Origin of the sequence: Rhodanobacter sp. OR87 (genome assembly GCF_000473345.1) — a bacterium.
GTDB lineage: Bacteria > Pseudomonadota > Gammaproteobacteria > Xanthomonadales > Rhodanobacteraceae > Rhodanobacter > Rhodanobacter denitrificans.
In genome coordinates this window covers 106,887-124,838 of the sequence record NZ_AXBJ01000011.1, presented here as the reverse complement: position 1 = coordinate 124,838, position 17,952 = coordinate 106,887, and the positions used below count along the sequence as shown (strand labels likewise).

Genomic DNA, 17,952 nt, shown 5'->3' with positions numbered 1-17,952 from the left:
CACGGGGCGCCTATCGCGCGACCGCCAAAGACGATGGGTGCCGCAGCGCCCATCATTTTCAATCCCCCGATGTCTCCGCGATCGGGGGCGGGCAATACATCCGGAACTCCGGCAGATGCGTGTTGGCGCGGCACGTGGTGGCCGCCTTCATCGTCACCTCGATGCAGGCGTCCGTGAACACGCCGCCGGTCTTGAGGAAGTCACGATCCTTGTCCGGCGCTTCCAGCGCGGCGTCGAGGCTGGAGCACACCTGCGGGATGGTCTTTTCTTCTTCATCGGCCGCTGCGCCCACTGAATAGCCATCGAATGCGGTCGACACCCGTCGAGGGTTCGGCACTCTCCACGCCTGTCGACGGCATCCCGTTATTTCTTGCAGCAATGCGTTCCGCCACATTCCCCCAACCATCTCGAATCTTCACGTCGCCTTGCACCGTAACCAGAGTAAGGTCGGCCCCGCCTTGGCAGCGGTCCCAGTCGCCAGCTGCACGGCAATCCGCAAGGGGGGAGGGTCAATGGCGCCGGAAGAACCCGACAGCGTCGCCGCGCGCCGCAACGGCCCCGTCGACCCCTCGCGTCGCCGCCTGCTGGCGGGCCTGCTCACCGCGTACACCGCCTCGCTGATTCCCTGGGCGCTGGCGCAGCCCGCGCCGCGCGCCGACCTCGGCGCGTTCACCGCGCTCTCCGCGATCCTGGTCGGCCGGCAGGCGCTGGATGCCGCGCAGGCCACCCGCCTCTACGACGCCCTCGCCGCCGCGCACCCGAACTTTCCGGCCGACGTGCAGGCGCTGCTGGCCCTGCTCAACGAACGCCACATCGATCCGCAACAGTTGCAGGGCGTGCTGGACGGCGAGCATTCGCCGCTGGCACCGCTGCCGCGGCAGATCCTCGGCGCCTGGGCGCTCGGCGTGGTGGGCAGCGGCGAAGGCGCGCGCTGCGTCGCCTACGAGACCGCGCTCAACGCGGTGATCGTGGCCGACGTGCTGAAGCCACCCACCTTCGCCTACGGCGCGTACGGCAGCTGGACCAGCAAGCCCAATATCTGAGGAGTGGAAACCGAATGTCCGCACAGCTATCGGCTGACATCGTGGTGATCGGCTCGGGCATCATCGGCGCGCTGGCGGCGCGCCGGCTGGCGCAGCAAGGCGCCTCGGTGCTGATTCTGGAGGCGGGGCCGCGGCTGGAGCGCGCCCGCGTCGTCGCTGCGTTCCGCAACTCGCCGATCAAGGGCAACTGGATGGCGCCGTACCCGCCCTCGCCGTGGGCGCCGCATCCGATCTACGTGCCCGAGGACAACGGCTACCTGAAGCAGGCCGGGCCGTATCCCTACCAGGCCGAGTACATCCGCGCGGTGGGCGGCACCACCTGGCACTGGGCCGCGCAGGCGTGGCGGCTGGTGCCGAACGACGTGCGCATCAAGAGCCTGTACGGCGTCGGCGTGGACTGGCCGCTCACTTACGAGGAGCTCGATCCGTGGTACCAGGAGGCGGAGGAGATCCTCGGCGTGGCCGGCGCCGACGACACCGGTTCGCCGCGCCAGCATCCGTTCCCGATGGAACCGGTGGCCGAGCCGTGGTCGATGCGCCGCTTCCGCGAGCGGCTGGCGCCGGCCTACCCGGTGGTCGCCAACACCGTGGCGCGCAACAGCCGCGGCTACGACGGCCGCCCCGCCTGCGTGGGCAACAACAGCTGCCAGCCGATCTGCCCGGTCAACGCGCAATACCTCGGCATCAATGCGGTGGAGGCGGCCGAGGCCGCCGGCGCCAAGGTCGTTCCCAACGCGGTGGTCTTCCGCATCGAGCACGACGCGAAGGGGCGCATCGCGGCGGTGCGCTACTACGCGCCGGACAAGAGCGAACACCGCGTCACCGGCGCCACTTTCATCCTCGCCGCGAACGGCATCGAGAGCCCGAAGCTGCTGCTACTGTCGGCCAGCGACAAATATCCGAACGGGCTGGCCAACAGCTCCGGCATGGTCGGCCGCCACTTGATGGACCACCCCAGCACCTCGCTCACCTTCTACGTCGACGAGGAACTGTGGCTGGGCCGCGGCCCGCAGAGCCCCAGTTCGATCAACACCCTGCGCGACGGCGCGTTCCGCTCGCAGCATGCGCCGTACCGGCTGGACTTCACCAACATCTCGCAGGTGCTCAACGTCACCGGCGACCTGATCAAGGAAGGCGTCTACGGCGTGGAGTTCGAGAAGCAGCTGCGCTGGCGCGCCGCGCGCCAGGTCAACGTGAAGAACGTGCTGGAGGTGCTGCCCAATCCCGACAACCGCATCACGCTCAGCGCGGAGAAGGACGTCATGGGCATCCCCAAGCCCGAGGCGCACTACGCGATCGACGACTACACGCGCCGCGGCGCGGACGTGTCCAAGGCCGACTTCGCGCGCATCGCCGAACTGATGGGCGGCACCGGCCTGCGCTACAGCGCGGACGGCCAGTTCGCCAACAACCAGCACATCACCGGCACGATGAGCATGGGCAACGATCCGGCGAGCTCGGTGGTCGACGCGTTCGGCCGCACGCATGACCACGAGAACCTGTTCATCTGCAGCACCGGCGTGATGCCCACCGCGGCCACGATGAATTCCACGCTCACCGGCGTGGCGCTGGCGCTGCGCACCGCCGAGCACATCCTGCCGGCGAAGGCATCGCGCACCACCACGGCGGACAGCGGGCGCGAGGCGAGCCTCGCATGAACGTTTCGACCTGCGGCCGGCTGCTGCTCGCCCTGCTCGTCACTGCGTCGGCCCATGCCGCCGACACGACGGACACCACCCTGCTGCAACGCGGCCAGTACCTGGCCACCGCCGGCGACTGCGTGGCCTGCCATACCGCACCCGGCGGCAAGCCGTACGCTGGCGGGCTGACGGTGCCCACGCCGGTCGGCAACATCATCAGCACCAACATCACGCCGTCGACCACCGCCGGCATTGGCCGCTACACCGAGCCGCAGTTCCGCGACGCCCTGCGCAAGGGTATTCGCGCCGACGGCGCCCACCTGTATCCGGCGATGCCGTACACGTCGTATGCGCAGGTCACCGACGACGACGTGCGTGCGCTGTACGCGTACTTCATGCACGGCGTGGCGCCGGTGGACAACAGGCCGGCACTGACCCGGCTGCCGTTCCCGTTCAACCTCCGCCTGTCGATGGCAGGGTGGAACCTGCTGTTCCTCGACCGCAAGCCGTTCACGCCCGATCCGGCCAAAGACGCCAAATGGAACCGCGGCGCCTACCTGGTGCGCGGGCTGGCCCACTGCAGCACCTGCCACACGCCGCGCAACCTGCTGATGGCCGAGCGGTCGTCGCGCGAGCTGGCCGGCGGCATGGTCGGCAGCTGGTTGGCGCCGAACATCACCGCGGACGCGAACAGCGGCATCGGCGGCTGGAGCGAACAGGACCTGGTCGACTACCTGCAGCTCGGCCACGCCCGCGGCAAGGCGCAGGCCGCCGGACCGATGGCCGAGGCGGTCGAGCACAGCCTGCAACACTTCGAACCCGCCGACCTGCAGGCGATCGCCAGCTACCTGAAGACGGTACCCGCACGCCACGACCCGGCCGACACCCGCGCCGTCGGCGGCTGGGGCGGCGCGTTCGACGGGATGGCCGACCAGCGCGGCATCGCCCCGCCCGCCGACGCGGAGCAGTGGAGCGGCGAGCAGTTGTACGACGCCCACTGCGCCAGCTGCCACCAGGCCGGCGGCGAAGGCAGCTTCGACGGCGGCCTGCCGCCGCTGTTCCACAACACCGCCACCGGCCGCGTCGCCAGCGGCAACTTGGTGCTGGTGATCCTCGAAGGCATCCGCTGGCAGACCGGCGACTCCGGCGTGCACATGCCGGGCTTCGCGGGCGATCTGAGCGACCAGCAGATCGCCACCCTGGGCAATTACCTGACGCTGCGCTACGGCAACCCCGCCGCACGGATCACGGCGACGCGGGTCGCCAACCTGCGCGCCGGCGGCGCGCCATCGCACCTGGCCGCGCTGGTCCTGCTGGCGATGGTCGTGGTGGTGGTGCTGATCCTCGCCATCATTGTTCTGTGGCGCCGGCGCAAGCGGCGCCGGACTTCCTCCGGCCCGGCCTGACCCTCATGCGCCATCCACCCTGCACGATCCCCGGCCTGGCGCTCGGCAGCACGTTGTGGCTGTGCACGTTGCCGGCCCTGGCACAGCAGGCCGGCGGCTGGCTTGGGCAACCCACGCTGACCGGCGACTGGGGCGGCACGCGCACGCAGCTGCAGGGCGACGGCACCACCCTGCGCGCGCACTGGACCACCGAGAGCGCGGGCAACCTCTCCGGCGGCCATCGCCAGACCGCGCGCTACACCCAGCAGCTCGACCTCGGCGCGGACTTCGACCTCGACAAGCTGTGGGGCGTGCCCGACGCGAAGATCCAGTTCACCGTCACCGAGCGCGACGGCCGCAGCCTGTCGGCCGACGCGATTGGCAACCAGTTCTCGGTGCAGGAGCTCTACGGCGCGGGACAGAACTTCCGCCTGGCCGCATTGAACTGGCAACAGGATTTCCTCGACCACCGGGTCTTCATGGAGTTGGGCTGGTCGCCGGCGGGCGACGACTTCGCGCGACTGCCTGCGTTCTGCAATTTCCAGAACGGCATCATCTGCGGCCACGCCAACGCGATGACCACCAACAGCGGCGCGCACAACTACCCCACCGCGCAATGGGGCGGCCACGTGAAGTGGCATGCCACGCCGGACTTCTACGCCACCGTCGGCGCCTATCTCAACAATCCCAACGCCGGCAACAAGGACCAGGGCTGGAACCTCAGCCTCAAGCATCACGGCGTGTTCCTGCCGGTCGAGGTGGGCTGGTCCAACGGCTACGGCAGCGGGCAGCTGCCCGCCGATCTCAAGCTCGGCGCGTACTACAACACCGTCGGCACGCCGGACGTCTACACCGACGTCAATGGCCAGTCGGCCGGCCTCACCGGCGCCGGCTTCATGCAGCACAATGGCCGCTCGGGCGGCTACTTCATCGTCGACAAGATGGTCTACCGTGAAGGGCCCGACACGAAACGCGGGCTCACCTTGGGCGCGATGGGCGGCGTGGGCGATGCGTCGACCGCGAAGTACCGCTACTTCTGGATCGTCGGTGGCCACTACCAGGGCACCTTCCCCGGCCGCGACGACGACGTGGTCTCGCTCATGGTCGCCAGCGGCCGCACCAACCCGCGGCTGACCCGCTACCAGCGCGACCGCGATCTGGTGGCGCCCGGCAGCATCGGCATCCAGCGCTACGAAAGCGTCGCCGAGATCGACTACGGCGCCAAGCTCACTCCCTGGCTCATCCTGCGCCCCAATCTGCAGTACGTGATGCACCCCGGCGGCACCGGCGGCATCCCCGATGCTTTCGTCATCGGCCTGTACACGCAGGTGACGTTCTGAATTGCACGCCGGGGCTCGGCATCACCCCCGCCTTCGCGGAGAAGGAGCACCGGAGCGCACCGCCGATCGACCACCGCACGTGGCCGGCGCCCAAGTGCCGGGCCGTGAACGCGCCCCAACCATCCCTGCCCATCTTGACTTCTCGGCCGCTCGCTTGTGGTACCTTTTTTCTTGATCAGTCAGACATTTCCGCGGCTCACGCGGCCACCGACTCTTCAGCCACTACCTTTGATCCGTATCAGTTGGATGGCGCCGTTACCCAGCCATTCCCGACAAGCAAAAGTCTGGCGAACATCGCAACGCCGATTCCCGGGGCAGATGAAGGCCAAAGCCATGTTCAACGAAAAGAAAGTTTCCCAGATGGCCGCGTTCTTCCTCGAGAAGGGCCACGGCAGCATGCCGGTACTGAAGCTCATGAAGCTTCTGTACCTAGCTGACCGCGAATCCATGGATCGCTACGACGAGCCGATTTCCGGCGACCGCATGGTTTCGATGCCGCACGGCCCAGTGTTGTCGCGGACGTTGGAGCTCATCAACGGCGAATGCTCGGATACCAACGATTGGTCTCATTGGGTCACCGGCAGGGCCGGTTACGAGGTCGGCTCGGCCAAACACGGGCCGCTGAATCGTGACTCATTGGGTGCACTCAGCGATGCCGACATCGAGGTTTTGACCGACACCTGGGATCGTTTCGGCCAGCTCGGCAAGTACGAGATTCGCGATCTCACCCACACGATGTGTGGAGAATCGACCGACCCCAAGGGTTCCATGAACCCAATCCCGCCGCGCGATGTCTTTCTCGCGTTGGGCCGGAACATGCAGCAGGCGAATGAAGCCCAGGAGCGTCTGGCCGAGGCGGCGATCGTGGATCGTCTGTTCGCCACGATCTGATGTTTTTCGCGACCAAGCGCGCGACGGTGCTTATACCGTCCGGGTCGATTGATCGACCCGATCTGCGTCATTTGTTCGTGCTGCTTTGAGACCTCTTTGGCGAGCCACTCAAGTGTTTGCTCGTCAGCCTCAGCACGGTTCGTCAGAACGCCTATTACGACCCCGCCTGTCTGCTGTACGCAGGCGACCATCCGTTCGTGAAACAGACCAACTACGTCAAGTACAGCACCTGCCGGCTGGAAGAAGCCGCCAAGCTGGTGAGAGCCGTGGAGTCCGGTGTTTTCAGACAGCACGACATGATGGACGGCGCCATCGTGGCTCGGATCATTCGTGCATGCCTGTCTTCCAGGCACACACCGAAAGAAATCAAGGATCTGATCGTCGCCCACGGCTGGGTCGATGCCGTCGACGAATGATCTTCACCGCAGCGACCGCTGACCGCGGGTCCCACACGCAGCCACAACCGAACGATCGCAAATTCGGTTGGTAGATGGATTCGAGGCGGTGGGTTTCAATAGCAAGCGCATCGAGCTTGGCGGCACCGCCGAAACGACAACGGGCGCCAAAGCGCCCGTTGTCCGCATCACATGATGGGCCGGCTCAGAGCGAGTAGTACATCTGGAACTCCAGCGGATGCGTGCTGGCGCGGTATTTGGTCACTTCCTTCATCTTCACCTCGATGTAGGCATCGATGAAGTCGTCGGTGAACACGCCGCCGGCCTTGAGGAAGTCGCGGTCCTTGTCCAGCGCTTCCAGCGCGGCATCGAGGCTGGAGCACACCTGCGGGATGTTCTTCTCCTCTTCCGGCGGCAGGTCGTAGAGGTCCTTGTCGGCCGGCGCGCCCGGGTCGATCTTGTTGATGATGCCGTCGAGGCCGGCCATCATCAGCGCGGTGAACACCAGGTAGCCGGAGTTCATCGGGTCGGGGAAGCGCACCTCGATGCGGCGGCCCTTGGGGCTGGCCACGTACGGGATGCGGCAGCTCGCCGAGCGGTTGCGGGCCGAGTAGGCCAGCATCACCGGCGCCTCGAAGCCCGGCACCAGCCGCTTGTAGCTGTTGGTGGTGGAGTTGGCGAACGCGTTGATCGCGCGGGCGTGCTTGAAGATGCCGCCGATGTACCACAGCGCGGTCTGGCTGAGGCCGCCGTAGAGGTCGCCGGCGAACAGGTTCTCGCCGTTCTTGGCCAGCGACTGGTGCACGTGCATGCCCGAGCCGTTGTCGCCGACCAGCGGCTTCGGCATGAAGGTGACGGTCTTGCCGTTCTGGTGCGCCACGTTCTTGATGACGTACTTCATCGTCAGCAGTTCGTCGGCCTTCTTCACCAGCGTGTTGAACTTCACGCCGATCTCGCACTGGCCGGCGTTCGCCACCTCGTGGTGGTGCACCTCGACGGTCTGGCCCAGCGATTCGAGCACCTTGCACATGTCCGCGCGCAGGTCGCCCAGCGAGTCGACCGGGCTGACCGGGAAGTAGCCGCCCTTCACGCCCGGGCGATGGCCGCTGTTGTTGCCGTCGTACTTGTAGCGCGAGGACCACGCCGCTTCCTCGGAACCGATCTCGTAGAACACCCGGCCCGGGTCGTTCTGCCAGCGCACCGAGTCGAAGATGAAGAACTCCGGCTCCGGGCCGAAGAACGCGGTGTCGGCGATGCCGGTGGATTTCAGGTACGCCTCGCCGCGCTTGGCGATCGAGCGCGGGTCGCGGCCGTAGGCCTGCATGGTGCTCGGCTCCAGCACGTCGCAATGCAGGATCAGCTGGGTGTGCGAGCTGAACGGATCGAGGTGGGCGGTGTCCGGGTCGGGCAGCAGGATCATGTCCGACTCGTTGATGCCCTTCCAGCCGGTGATCGAGGAGCCGTCGAACATCTTGCCGTCCTCGAACGTCGACTCGTCGATCGCGTGGGCCGGGAAGGTGACGTGGTGGTGCACGCCGAGCATGTCGGCAAAACGGAAGTCGACGAATTCGACCTCGTGTTCCTGGATCAGGTCGAGCACGTGGTGGGCGGTGGACATGGAACAACCTCGACGTGGATGGATGAGCGGGATGAGGCGGATGGAGCAAGGCGCGTGCCAGCGAGCGAACCCGTTGCGCCGCAAGGGGTGGCGGGCTTCCGGGGTGCTTCGGGGCAGTCGGAAGGTTTCATGCTGGTGCAGTCGATAAAACGCATTGCACCATCATGGAACATCCGGCCGTGGCCCGGCCACCCGGCTCAGCCATCGTAGGCGCTTTCGCCGTGCGAGGTAATGTCCAGCCCCTCCCGCTCGGCGTCGTACGGCACGCGCAGGCCGAACACCACCTTCACCACCAGATAGCCCAGCACCGACACCACCCCGCTCCACAGCACGGTGATGGCCACGCCCAGCGCCTGCACGCCGAGCTGGTGGATGACCGAATAGTCCGCCGCGCCGGTGCCGCCCAGCGCCGGCGCGCTGAACACGCCGGTCAGCAGCGCGCCGACGATGCCGCCGACGCCGTGCACGCCGAACACGTCCAGCGCGTCATCCGCGTGCAGCAGCTTCTTCAGCCCGGTCACGCCCCACACGCAGCACACGCTGGCCAGCGCACCGATCACGATCGCGCCCAGCGGCCCCACCGTGCCGCAGGCCGGGGTGATGCCGACCAGGCCGGCCACCGCGCCGGAAGCACCGCCCACCATCGAGGCGTGGCCGCGCCGCACCGCCTCGATCGCCAGCCACGCCAGCACCGCCGCCGCGGTGGCCAGCAAGGTGTTGAGGAAGGCCAGCGCCGCGCCGGCGTTCGCCTCCAGGTTGGAGCCGGCGTTGAAGCCGAACCAGCCCACCCACAGCAGCGCCGCGCCGATCATGGTGAAGGTCACGTTGTGCGGCTTCATCGGTTCGCGGCCGAAGCCCAGCCGCGGCCCGACCAGCCAGGCGCCGACCAGGCCGGCCACCCCGGCGTTGATGTGCACCACCGTGCCGCCGGCGAAATCCAGCGCGCCCTTGGCGAACAGGTAGCCGCCCGGGCCGGCCCATACCATGTGCGCGATCGGCAGGTAGGCGAAGGTGAACCAGATCGCCGCGAACAGCAGCACCGCGCGGAAGCGCATGCGCTCGGCCAGCGCGCCCACGATCAGCGCGCCGGTGATGCCGGCGAAGGTGGCCTGGAACGCCACGAACACGTACTCGGGCAACGACACGCCCGGGGTGAATGTGGCCGCCAGCGTGTCTTTCGTCACTCCATGCAGGAACAGCTTGGCGAAGTTGCCGATCACCGCGCCGCTGCCGCTGAAGGCGAGGCTGTAGCCATACGCCACCCACAGCAGCAGCAGCAGCGAGAACACCGTCAGCACCTGCATCAGCACCGACAGCACGTTCTTCGCGCGCACCAGGCCACCGTAGAACAGCGCCAGCCCCGGCACCGTCATCAGCAGCACCAGCAAGGTGGAAGTGAGCATCCACGCCACGTCGCCCTTGTCGACCATCGGCGCGGGCGCGGTGGCGTGCAGCAGCGGCGCGGCCAGGAGCAGCAGCAGGCCCGCGCCGATGCCGCGACGGAACTTGAACGCTTTCATGGGAAACCTCACGGGGTGCGGGTCAGAGCGCATCGACGTCGAGCTCGCCGGTGCGGATGCGGATCACCTGCTCCACGCCGGTGACGAAGAGCTTGCCGTCGCCGACGTTGCCGGTGCGCGCGGCGCGCTGGATCTCCTCCAGCACTGCGTCGAGCAGTTCGTCGGGCACCACCACCTCGACCTTGAGCTTGGGCAGGAAATCGACCACGTACTCGGCGCCGCGGTACAGCTCGGTGTGGCCCTTCTGGCGGCCGAAGCCGCGCACTTCCGTCACCGTGATGCCCGACACGCCGGCATGCGCGAGCGCGTCGCGGACCTCGTCGAGCTTGTACGGGCGGATCACGCTGGTGATCATTTTCATGGATGGCTCCGGATGGAATGTCTTTCAGAACGACCTGGCCACGCTCAGCACCGCCGTGGCGCCACCCAGGTAGTGGCCGCGCGCGTTGGTGTACGCAGCCCGGCGCGCGTCGGTGTCGCAGTAGCCCAGCGCCAGCGACCAGCCGCTGCCGAAGTTGCGCGTCACGCCCAGCTTCCAGTCGCTGTACGAGGTGCCCGGCACGTTCGCCACGTGCTGGTGCCCCACGTGCGCGTTGAGCAGCCAGCCCGGCGCGAACTCCCGGCTCCACGACAGGTCCACATAGCCGCTGTGCCTGCTGCCGGCATAGCCGAACAGGTCGGTGAACGCGTACGAGTACTTCAGCGACACGCTTTTCCAGGCCAGCGCGGCATAGCCCTCGGTGGTGTGCGGCCGGGTGAACCCCCGTGGATAGCTGCCCGGGTACTGGTAGCGATACAGGCCCGCATCCCAGCTCCAGCCGCCGCCGACATCGCCGCGCCAGCCGGCGTAGAGATCCAGCTCCACGCTGCTGGAAATCGGCGCGGTGGAGGTCGAGGCATCGGCCAGCCAGCTCACGTTGCTGCCCCAGCCGCCGACGTACCCGCCGCCGGCATGGTCGAATTCCACGCCGGCCTGCACGGCAGGCCGGCGATCGGTCTGCGACAGGCCGCGGAACAGGTAGTCGCTGACCACGCCGGCGCTGCCGAGCCACCGGCTGGCCGGGGTGTCGCCGGCCCGCGCCGGCATCGGCGCGATGGCGGCCCATCCCGACGCAACCACCGCCGCGGACATCCAGCTTCGTCTCATGGGCCGCACTCCCTCCGCTGATGGTGCCTGGGTGATGGCCGTCCGGACGTCCAGACGTCCATGCGCCGTTGCGTCGCGGCCATGCACCTGGATGGCTCCCCCTGTCCCTCAGCAAGCCACGTGCCACGCGCGGAAACCGTGGTCGAGACGGCATCGGCGGCATCGCAACGAAGCGGCCGCGCCCGAGTTCGCACCATCCGCACCCGTCGAGGCGACCGCTTTGCACTGTTGCAGTGCGCATCCGGCCCGGCCGCCTGCTCGGCTGCCGGCCATCCGGCATCAAGGCAAAACCCGTAAGCTATGCCGCTTCATGCCGGCGATCCGTTCGACGGCACACCTCCACCCTGCCAACGGACCCGCCCGTGACCGACCTGCTCCATGTCATCCTGCTCGGCATCATCGAGGGCATCACCGAATTCCTGCCGATCTCCTCGACCGGGCACCTGCTGATCGCGGAGAAGTTCGGGCTGGGCGCGCGCTCGGACCTGTTCAACATCGGCATCCAGGCCGGCGCGATCCTGGCGGTGACGCTGATCTACCGCAGGCGGATCTGGCTGCTGCTGACGCAGTGGCGCGAGCCGGGCAACCGCGATTACCTGTTGAAGCTGACCGTGGCCTTCCTGATCACCGCCGCGCTCGGCCTGGTCGCGGTGAAGCTCGGCTTCAAGCTGCCGGAGACGGTGACGCCGGTGGCGTGGGCGCTGGTGATCGGCGGCCTGTGGATGATCGCCGCCGAACGGCTGGCCGCGCGGCAGCCGGATCGCCGTGAAGTGACCTGGAAAGTGGCGATCCTGGTCGGCATCGCGCAGATGATCGCCGGCATCTTTCCCGGCACTTCGCGCTCGGCCGCGACGATCTTCGCGGCGATGCTGTTCGGCACCAGCAACCGCGCGGCGGCGACCGAGTTCGCCTTCCTGGTCGGCATTCCCACCATGTACGCGGCCACCGGCTACGAGCTGCTGAAGGTGGTCAGGGGCGGCGGCGCGGCGCACGAGGACTGGACCGCGCTGGTCGTCGGCTTCGTGATCTCGGCGATCATGGCGTTCGTGGCGGTGAAGTGGTTGCTCGGCTACATCCGCGCGCACGCGTTCACGCCGTTCGCGCTCTACCGCATCGCGTTCGGCGTGGCGCTGCTGTGGCTGGTGCCGGCCGGCGGCTGAGCCCGCCGCGGCCGGACCCTGCGAACCAGCGCCGGCGGTGGCGCCTACGCGGCTTCGACCAGCGCCTTCCGCGGCGCCGGTTTCGGCGGGGTCTTCGGGGCGTCGACCGCACACTGGCCCGGCTGGTTGGTGCGGTCGAACAGTTCGCGCACCCATTCGATGAAGGCCTGCACGCGCGCCGACAGGTGCTTCTTCTGCGGGTAGACGATCCACACCGGCTTGCCGGTGGAGTGGGTGTCGGTCATCACCCGTTCCAGCATGCCCTTCTCCAGCAGGCACGCGGCCAGCATGCGCGGCACCTGGGTGATGCCCAGCCCGGCAGCCACCGCCTGCAGCACCGATTCGCCGTCGTTGATCAGCATGTGCGCGTCGATGTCCACGCTCATCTGCCCGCCCGGCGTGTCGAACTGCCACTGGCGCGGCCGGCCGTTCGGGTAGACGTAGTTGATGCAGCGGTGGCTCTTCAGATCCTCGATGCTGCGCGGCGCGCCGTACTTGCGCAGGTACTCGGGCGAGGCGCACACCACATTGCTGAGGTAGCCGATCTTGCGCGCGATCAGGCTGGAATCCTCCAGCTCGCCGACGCGGATCGCGCAATCCAGGCCCTCGCCGTTGAGGTCCGCCGGCGAGTCGCTCATCGACAGCTCCAGCCGGATGTCCGGGTAGCGCTGCTCGAACTCGGTCAGCCGCGGGATCACCGCGGCGCGGCCCACCGACAGCGAGATGCCCACGCGCAGCTTGCCGGTCGGCTTGCTGTTGGCAAAGTTCAGCGCCTCGGTCGCCTCGGCCAGGTCGGCAAGGATCTCCTTGCAACGTGCATGGAACGAGGCCCCATCGTCGGTCAGCCGCAGGGAGCGGGTGGAGCGGAACAGCAGCCTGGCGCCGAGCTGGGCTTCCAGCCGGGAAACGGCCCGGCTGACCCCGGACGGGGTCATGCCGAGCTGGCTGGCGGCGGCGGCGAAACTCTTGGCCTCGACCACGCGGACGAAGGTCGAAATGGCGGAAAAGTCTTCCATTGTTTCAATTCCTCGTCGATTCGTGACTGCGGCGCACGAGTGTAGTGCGCAAGGAACGGATTTTCTATACCGGAAAGTACACCTATTCTCTCGACCCTTCGCCGGGTTCCCCCTCCCCGGCCAACAAGGTGTTGGGAGTGCAAGATGAAAAAACAATGGATGCTGGTTCTCCTGGTTGCAGCCGGAGCCTTCGGCAGCTGGCTGCTGCTGCACGGCAACGACAGCCGCGCGCAAAGCCCCGCCGGCGGGCCGCCGCCGGAAGTGACGGTGGCGCAGGCGTTGACCCGCCAGGTCAGCGACAGCGCCGAGTTCACCGGCCGGCTGGAAGCGGTGAACACGGTGCAGGTGCAGCCGCGGGTCGGCGGCTTCGTGGAGTCGGTGCATTTCCAGGAAGGCGCGCTGGTGCACAAGGGCGACGTGCTGTTCCAGCTCGACGCCCGCCCGTACCAGGCCGAGGTCGACCGGCTGGTCGCCAACCAGGCACAGGCCAAGGCCGAGTTGAGCCTGGCCGAAACCAACCAGCGCCGCGCCGAGATGCTGCTTGCCCAGCACGCGATCGCGCAGCAGGAAGCCGACCGCCAGGCCACCACCGCGCAGAGCGCACGCGCCCAGCTGGGCGCCGCCACCGCCGCGCTGGCCGCGGCGCGGCTGAACCTGGACTTCACCCAGGTGCGTTCGCCGATCGACGGCCGCGTCAGCAACGCCCGCGTCACCCCCGGCAACCTGGTCACCAGCAACGACGTGCTGACCAGCGTGGTCTCGGTGAACCCGGTCTACGTCTACTTCGACGTGGACGAGCAGACCTGGCTCAAGCTCGACCACCTGCGCGCCCGCGCGAAGCAGGCCGGCCGCAACGCGCGGATCGAGGCCGCGATGGGCCTGGCCGACGAGACCGGCTACCCGCATGACGGCCGCCTCGACTTCGTCGACAACCAGTTGCACAGCGGCTCCGGCACGATGCGCCTGCGCGCGGTGTTCGACAACGCCGACGGGCTGTACACGCCCGGCCTGTACGCCCGCGTGCAGCTGCAGAGCGGCCAGGCGCGCCCGCGCGTGCTGGTCGACGACCGCGCGATCGGCACCGACCTCGGCAACCAGTTCGTCTACGTGGTCGACAAGGAGCACAAGGTGCAGTACCGCAAGGTCGACACCGGCGCGCTGTTCCACGGCCTGCGCGTGATCGACAGCGGCTTGGGCGCCAACGACGTGGTGGTGGTGAACGGCCTGCAGCGCGTGCGCCCCGGCGTGGAGGTGAATCCGCAGAAGGTGGCGATGAGTTATCGGCTGGAGGCGGCCGACAAGGCGCTGGTCGAGAGCGGCGATGCGCCGGATGTCGATGCGCGCACCGCGCAAGCCGGCACGACAGCTCCGCAGAGTCGCCCGCAAGGCTGAACACCGCTCCCTCCCCTGCGGCCGAAGAAAGTCCCTTTGCGGGACGTGCAGCAGGGGAGGGCTGGGGAGGGGTGAAGCCCTCCGGCGAAGCCAAGAGCAAGAGCGTCACCCCCTCCCCACCTCCCCCTGCGATGCAGGGGGAAGAGCAAAGCAGACCGAGGCCGCGAAACGGCTTCGTCGAGGATCTTTTGCATGAAAAACATCGCCCAATTCTTCGTCGACCGGCCGATCATGGCCGCCGTGCTGTCGCTGCTGTTCGTGATCACCGGCTCCATCGCGGTGTTCAAGCTGCCGATCAGCGAATACCCCGAAGTGGTGCCGCCCACCGTGGTGGTGCGTGCTGCCTACCCCGGCGCCAACCCGAAGGTGATCGCGGAAACCGTCGCCACCCCGCTGGAGGAACAGATCAACGGCGTGGAGGGCATGCTGTACACCTCCTCGCAGGCGACCAGCGACGGCGCACTCACCCTCACCGTGACGTTCGCGCTCGGCACCGACCTCAATACCGCCCAGGTCGACGTGCAGAACCGCGTGGCGCAGGCGCTGCCGAAATTGCCGGAGGAAGTGCAGCGGCTCGGCGTCACCACCCAGAAGAGCTCGCCCGACCTCACCATGGTGGTGCACCTCACCTCGCCCGACCAGCGCTACGACATGCTGTACCTGTCGAACTACGCGCGACTGCACGTGAAGGACGTGCTGGGCCGGCTCGATGGCGTCGGCGACGTGCAGATCTTCGGCGCCGGCGAATACTCGATGCGCGTGTGGCTGGACCCGCAGAAGCTGGCGCAGCGCTCGCTCACCACCGGCGACGTGATCAACGCGATCCGCGAGCAGAACGTGCAGGTCGCCGCCGGCGCGCTGAATGCGCCGCCCGGCCCCACCAACTCGGCGTTCCAGCTCAACATCAACACGCGCGGCCGGCTGGTCAGCGAGGACGATTTCCGCAACATCATCGTGCGCACCGCCGCGAACGGCGGCGTCACCCATCTGGGCGACGTGGCGAAGGTCGACCTGGGCTCGAACAACTACGCGCTGCGCAGCCTGCTCGACAACAAGCCGGCGGTGGCGCTGCCGATCTTCGCGCGGCCCGGCTCGAACGCGATCCAGATCTCCGACGAGGTGCGCGCCACCATGGCGCAGCTGAAGCAGGATTTCCCGCAGGGCGTCGACTACCAGATCGTGTACGACCCCACCGTGTTCGTGCGCGGCTCGATCGAGGCGGTGGCGCACACGCTGCTGGAGGCGATCCTGCTGGTGGTGCTGGTGGTGATCCTGTTCCTGCAGACCTGGCGCGCCTCGATCATCCCGCTGGTGGCGGTGCCGGTATCGCTGATCGGCACCTTCGCGGTGATGTACCTGGCCGGCTTCTCGCTCAACGCGCTGTCGCTGTTCGGCCTGGTGCTGGCGATCGGCATCGTGGTCGATGACGCGATCGTGGTGGTGGAGAATGTGGAACGGCACATCGAGCTCGGGCAATCGCCGCGCGAAGCCACGCGCAAGGCGATGCACGAAGTCACCGGGCCGATCGTCGCCACCGCACTGGTGCTGTGCGCGGTGTTCATCCCGACCGCCTTCGTCAGCGGCCTCACCGGCCAGTTCTACCGCCAGTTCGCGCTGACCATCGCGATCTCCACGGTGATCTCCGCGTTCAACTCGCTGACCCTGAGCCCGGCGCTGGCCGCGGTGCTGCTGAAGGGTCACGACGCGCCGAAGGACCGCCTCACGCGCGGCATCGACCGCGCGTTCGGCTGGCTGTTCCGCCCGTTCAACCGCCTGTTTCATCGCGGTTCCGAACGCTACGTGGGCGGCGTCCGGCGCATCGTCGGCAAGGGCAAGCTGGCGCTGGTGGTGTACGCCGGCCTGATCGCACTGACCTGGTTCGGCTTCTCGCACGTGCCGACCGGCTTCGTGCCGGGCCAGGACAAGCAGTACCTGGTGGCGTTCGCGCAGCTGCCCGACGCGGCCTCGCTCGACCGTTCCGAGGACGTGATCCAGCGCATGGGCGCGATCGCGCTGAAGCAGCCGGGCGTGGAGCACGCGGTGGCGTTCCCCGGCCTGTCGATCAACGGCTTCACCAACTCGACCAACTCCGGCATCGTGTTCGTCACGCTGAAGCCGTTCGAGGAACGCCGTGACGCATCGTTGTCGGCCGGCGCGATCGCCGGTGCGCTGAACCAGAAGTTCGCCTCGATCCAGGATGCCTACATCGCGGTGTTCCCGCCGCCGCCGGTGATGGGCCTGGGCACGATCGGCGGCTTCCGCATGCAGATCGAGGACCGCGGCGACCGCGGCTTCAACGAGCTGTACCAGCAGACGCAGAACCTGATCGCCGCCAGCCGCAAGGATCCGGCGCTGGCCGGGCTGTTCTCCAGCTTCCAGATCAGCGTGCCGCAGGTGGACGCCGACGTGGATCGCGAGAAGGCCAAGACCGTCGGCGTGAACCTGGGCGACGTGTACCAGACCATGCAGGCCTACCTCGGCTCGCTCTACGTCAACGACTTCAACCGCTTCGGCCGCACCTACCAGGTGAACGTGTCGGCCGACCCGGCGTTCCGCCATTCGCCGCAGGACATCCTTGCGCTGAAGACGCGCAACGCGCAGGGCCAGATGGTGCCGCTGGGTTCGTTCGTCACCGTGAAGCAGGGCGCCGGCCCGGATCGCGTGCAGCACTACAACGGCTACGCCACCGCCGAGATCAACGGCGGCCCCGCGCCGGGCTTCAGCTCGGGCCAGGCGCAGGCGGCGATGGAAAAACTGGCGAAGGACAACCTGCCGAACGGCGTCAGCTTCGAATGGACCGAACTGACCTACCAGCAGATCCTCGCCGGCAACACCGCGATCCTGGTGTTCCCGCTGTGCGTGCTGCTGGTGTTCCTGGTGCTGTCGTCGCTGTACGAGAGCTGGTCGCTGCCGCTGGCGGTGATCCTGATCGTGCCGATGGTGCTGCTGTCAGCGATCGCCGGCGTGTGGCTGTCCGGCGGCGACAACAACATCTTCACCCAGATCGGATTGATCGTGCTGGTCGGCCTGGCGTGCAAGAACGCGATCCTGATCGTGGAGTTCGCCCGCGAACGCCAGCACGAAGGCATGAGCCGCCACGAGGCGGTGCTGGAAGCGGCCCACCTGCGGCTGCGCCCGATCCTGATGACCTCGTTCGCCTTCATCATGGGCGTGGTGCCGCTGGTCACCTCGCACGGCGCCGGCGCCGAGATGCGCCACGCGATGGGCGTGGCGGTGTTCGCCGGCATGCTCGGCGTGACCGTGTTCGGGCTGATCTACACGCCGCTGTTCTACGTCGTCATTCGCGCCCTGGTCGAGCGCCGCGAGGCGCGCGCGGCCGAACGCGCCGCCGCGCATGCACTGCCGGCGCTGGAGAACCACTGATGAAAACACTCGTGCATGACA

General features: G+C 67.8%; 14 protein-coding genes and 1 pseudogene. 9 read left to right on the top strand and 6 right to left on the bottom strand.

Annotated features, from left to right (window positions below):
• Positions 1-58: 58 nt before the first annotated feature.
• Positions 59-274 (bottom strand): annotated as a pseudogene (locus RHOOR87_RS0111680) (hypothetical protein); the annotation flags it as partial.
• Between the two features lie 238 nt (positions 275-512).
• On the opposite strand from RHOOR87_RS0111680, the gene RHOOR87_RS0111675 reads away from it, so the two are divergent.
• The 6 genes from RHOOR87_RS0111675 (at position 513) to RHOOR87_RS0111650 (ending at position 6,715) form a co-directional block, all read left to right on the top strand.
• A complete protein-coding gene (locus RHOOR87_RS0111675) occupies positions 513-1,043 on the top strand; it encodes a sugar dehydrogenase complex small subunit (protein WP_027485116.1) in 531 nt (176 codons plus the stop codon).
• 14 nt (positions 1,044-1,057) lie between these two features.
• The gene (locus tag RHOOR87_RS0111670) at positions 1,058-2,701 is read left to right on the top strand and encodes a GMC family oxidoreductase (RefSeq protein ID WP_027485115.1); all 1,644 of its coding nucleotides are present in this window, start codon (positions 1,058-1,060) and stop codon (positions 2,699-2,701) included.
• Positions 2,698-4,089 (top strand): cytochrome c, encoded by a 1,392-nt coding sequence (locus RHOOR87_RS0111665; protein WP_027485114.1) that lies wholly within the window; start codon positions 2,698-2,700, stop codon positions 4,087-4,089. The genes RHOOR87_RS0111670 and RHOOR87_RS0111665 overlap by 4 nt, the downstream gene beginning before the upstream one ends.
• A 5-nt stretch (positions 4,090-4,094) precedes the next feature.
• Positions 4,095-5,408: a carbohydrate porin gene (locus tag RHOOR87_RS0111660; protein WP_051281152.1), complete on the top strand. Its 1,314-nt coding sequence runs from the start codon at positions 4,095-4,097 to the stop codon at positions 5,406-5,408.
• Between the two features lie 333 nt (positions 5,409-5,741).
• Complete coding sequence (locus tag RHOOR87_RS0111655; RefSeq protein ID WP_231381779.1) at positions 5,742-6,299, top strand: Panacea domain-containing protein; 558 nt, start codon at positions 5,742-5,744, stop codon at positions 6,297-6,299.
• A 116-nt stretch (positions 6,300-6,415) separates the two neighbouring features.
• Positions 6,416-6,715 (top strand): hypothetical protein, encoded by a 300-nt coding sequence (locus tag RHOOR87_RS0111650; RefSeq protein WP_007510190.1) that lies wholly within the window; start codon positions 6,416-6,418, stop codon positions 6,713-6,715.
• A gap of 184 nt (positions 6,716-6,899) precedes the next feature.
• Here the strand turns inward: RHOOR87_RS0111650 and glnA are convergent, their stop codons facing one another.
• From glnA to RHOOR87_RS0111630, 4 genes are all read right to left on the bottom strand, one after another.
• On the bottom strand, positions 6,900-8,312 hold the full coding sequence (gene glnA, locus RHOOR87_RS0111645) for a type I glutamate--ammonia ligase (protein WP_027485111.1): 1,413 nt from the start codon (positions 8,310-8,312) through the stop codon (positions 6,900-6,902).
• A gap of 197 nt (positions 8,313-8,509) precedes the next feature.
• Positions 8,510-9,832, bottom strand: coding sequence for an ammonium transporter (locus RHOOR87_RS0111640; protein WP_027485110.1), 1,323 nt, complete (start codon positions 9,830-9,832; stop codon positions 8,510-8,512).
• A 22-nt stretch (positions 9,833-9,854) separates the two neighbouring features.
• Positions 9,855-10,193: a P-II family nitrogen regulator gene (locus RHOOR87_RS0111635; RefSeq protein ID WP_027485109.1), complete on the bottom strand. Its 339-nt coding sequence runs from the start codon at positions 10,191-10,193 to the stop codon at positions 9,855-9,857.
• A gap of 24 nt (positions 10,194-10,217) precedes the next feature.
• The gene (locus RHOOR87_RS0111630; RefSeq protein WP_027485108.1) at positions 10,218-10,979 is read right to left on the bottom strand and encodes a TorF family putative porin; all 762 of its coding nucleotides are present in this window, start codon (positions 10,977-10,979) and stop codon (positions 10,218-10,220) included.
• A 362-nt stretch (positions 10,980-11,341) separates the two neighbouring features.
• Here RHOOR87_RS0111630 and RHOOR87_RS0111625 point away from each other — a divergent pair, with 362 nt between their 5' ends.
• Positions 11,342-12,139 (top strand): undecaprenyl-diphosphate phosphatase, encoded by a 798-nt coding sequence (locus RHOOR87_RS0111625; RefSeq protein WP_015446399.1) that lies wholly within the window; start codon positions 11,342-11,344, stop codon positions 12,137-12,139.
• 44 nt (positions 12,140-12,183) lie between these two features.
• Here the strand turns inward: RHOOR87_RS0111625 and RHOOR87_RS0111620 are convergent, their stop codons facing one another.
• Positions 12,184-13,155: a LysR family transcriptional regulator gene (locus RHOOR87_RS0111620; protein WP_027485107.1), complete on the bottom strand. Its 972-nt coding sequence runs from the start codon at positions 13,153-13,155 to the stop codon at positions 12,184-12,186.
• Between the two features lie 144 nt (positions 13,156-13,299).
• Here RHOOR87_RS0111620 and RHOOR87_RS0111615 point away from each other — a divergent pair, with 144 nt between their 5' ends.
• Positions 13,300-14,547 carry an efflux RND transporter periplasmic adaptor subunit gene (locus tag RHOOR87_RS0111615; RefSeq protein WP_027485106.1) on the top strand — a complete coding sequence of 416 codons (1,248 nt, stop codon included), beginning with the start codon at positions 13,300-13,302 and terminating at the stop codon, positions 14,545-14,547.
• A 192-nt stretch (positions 14,548-14,739) separates the two neighbouring features.
• Positions 14,740-17,931 (top strand): efflux RND transporter permease subunit, encoded by a 3,192-nt coding sequence (locus RHOOR87_RS0111610; RefSeq protein ID WP_027485105.1) that lies wholly within the window; start codon positions 14,740-14,742, stop codon positions 17,929-17,931.
• Positions 17,932-17,952 lie beyond the last annotated feature (21 nt).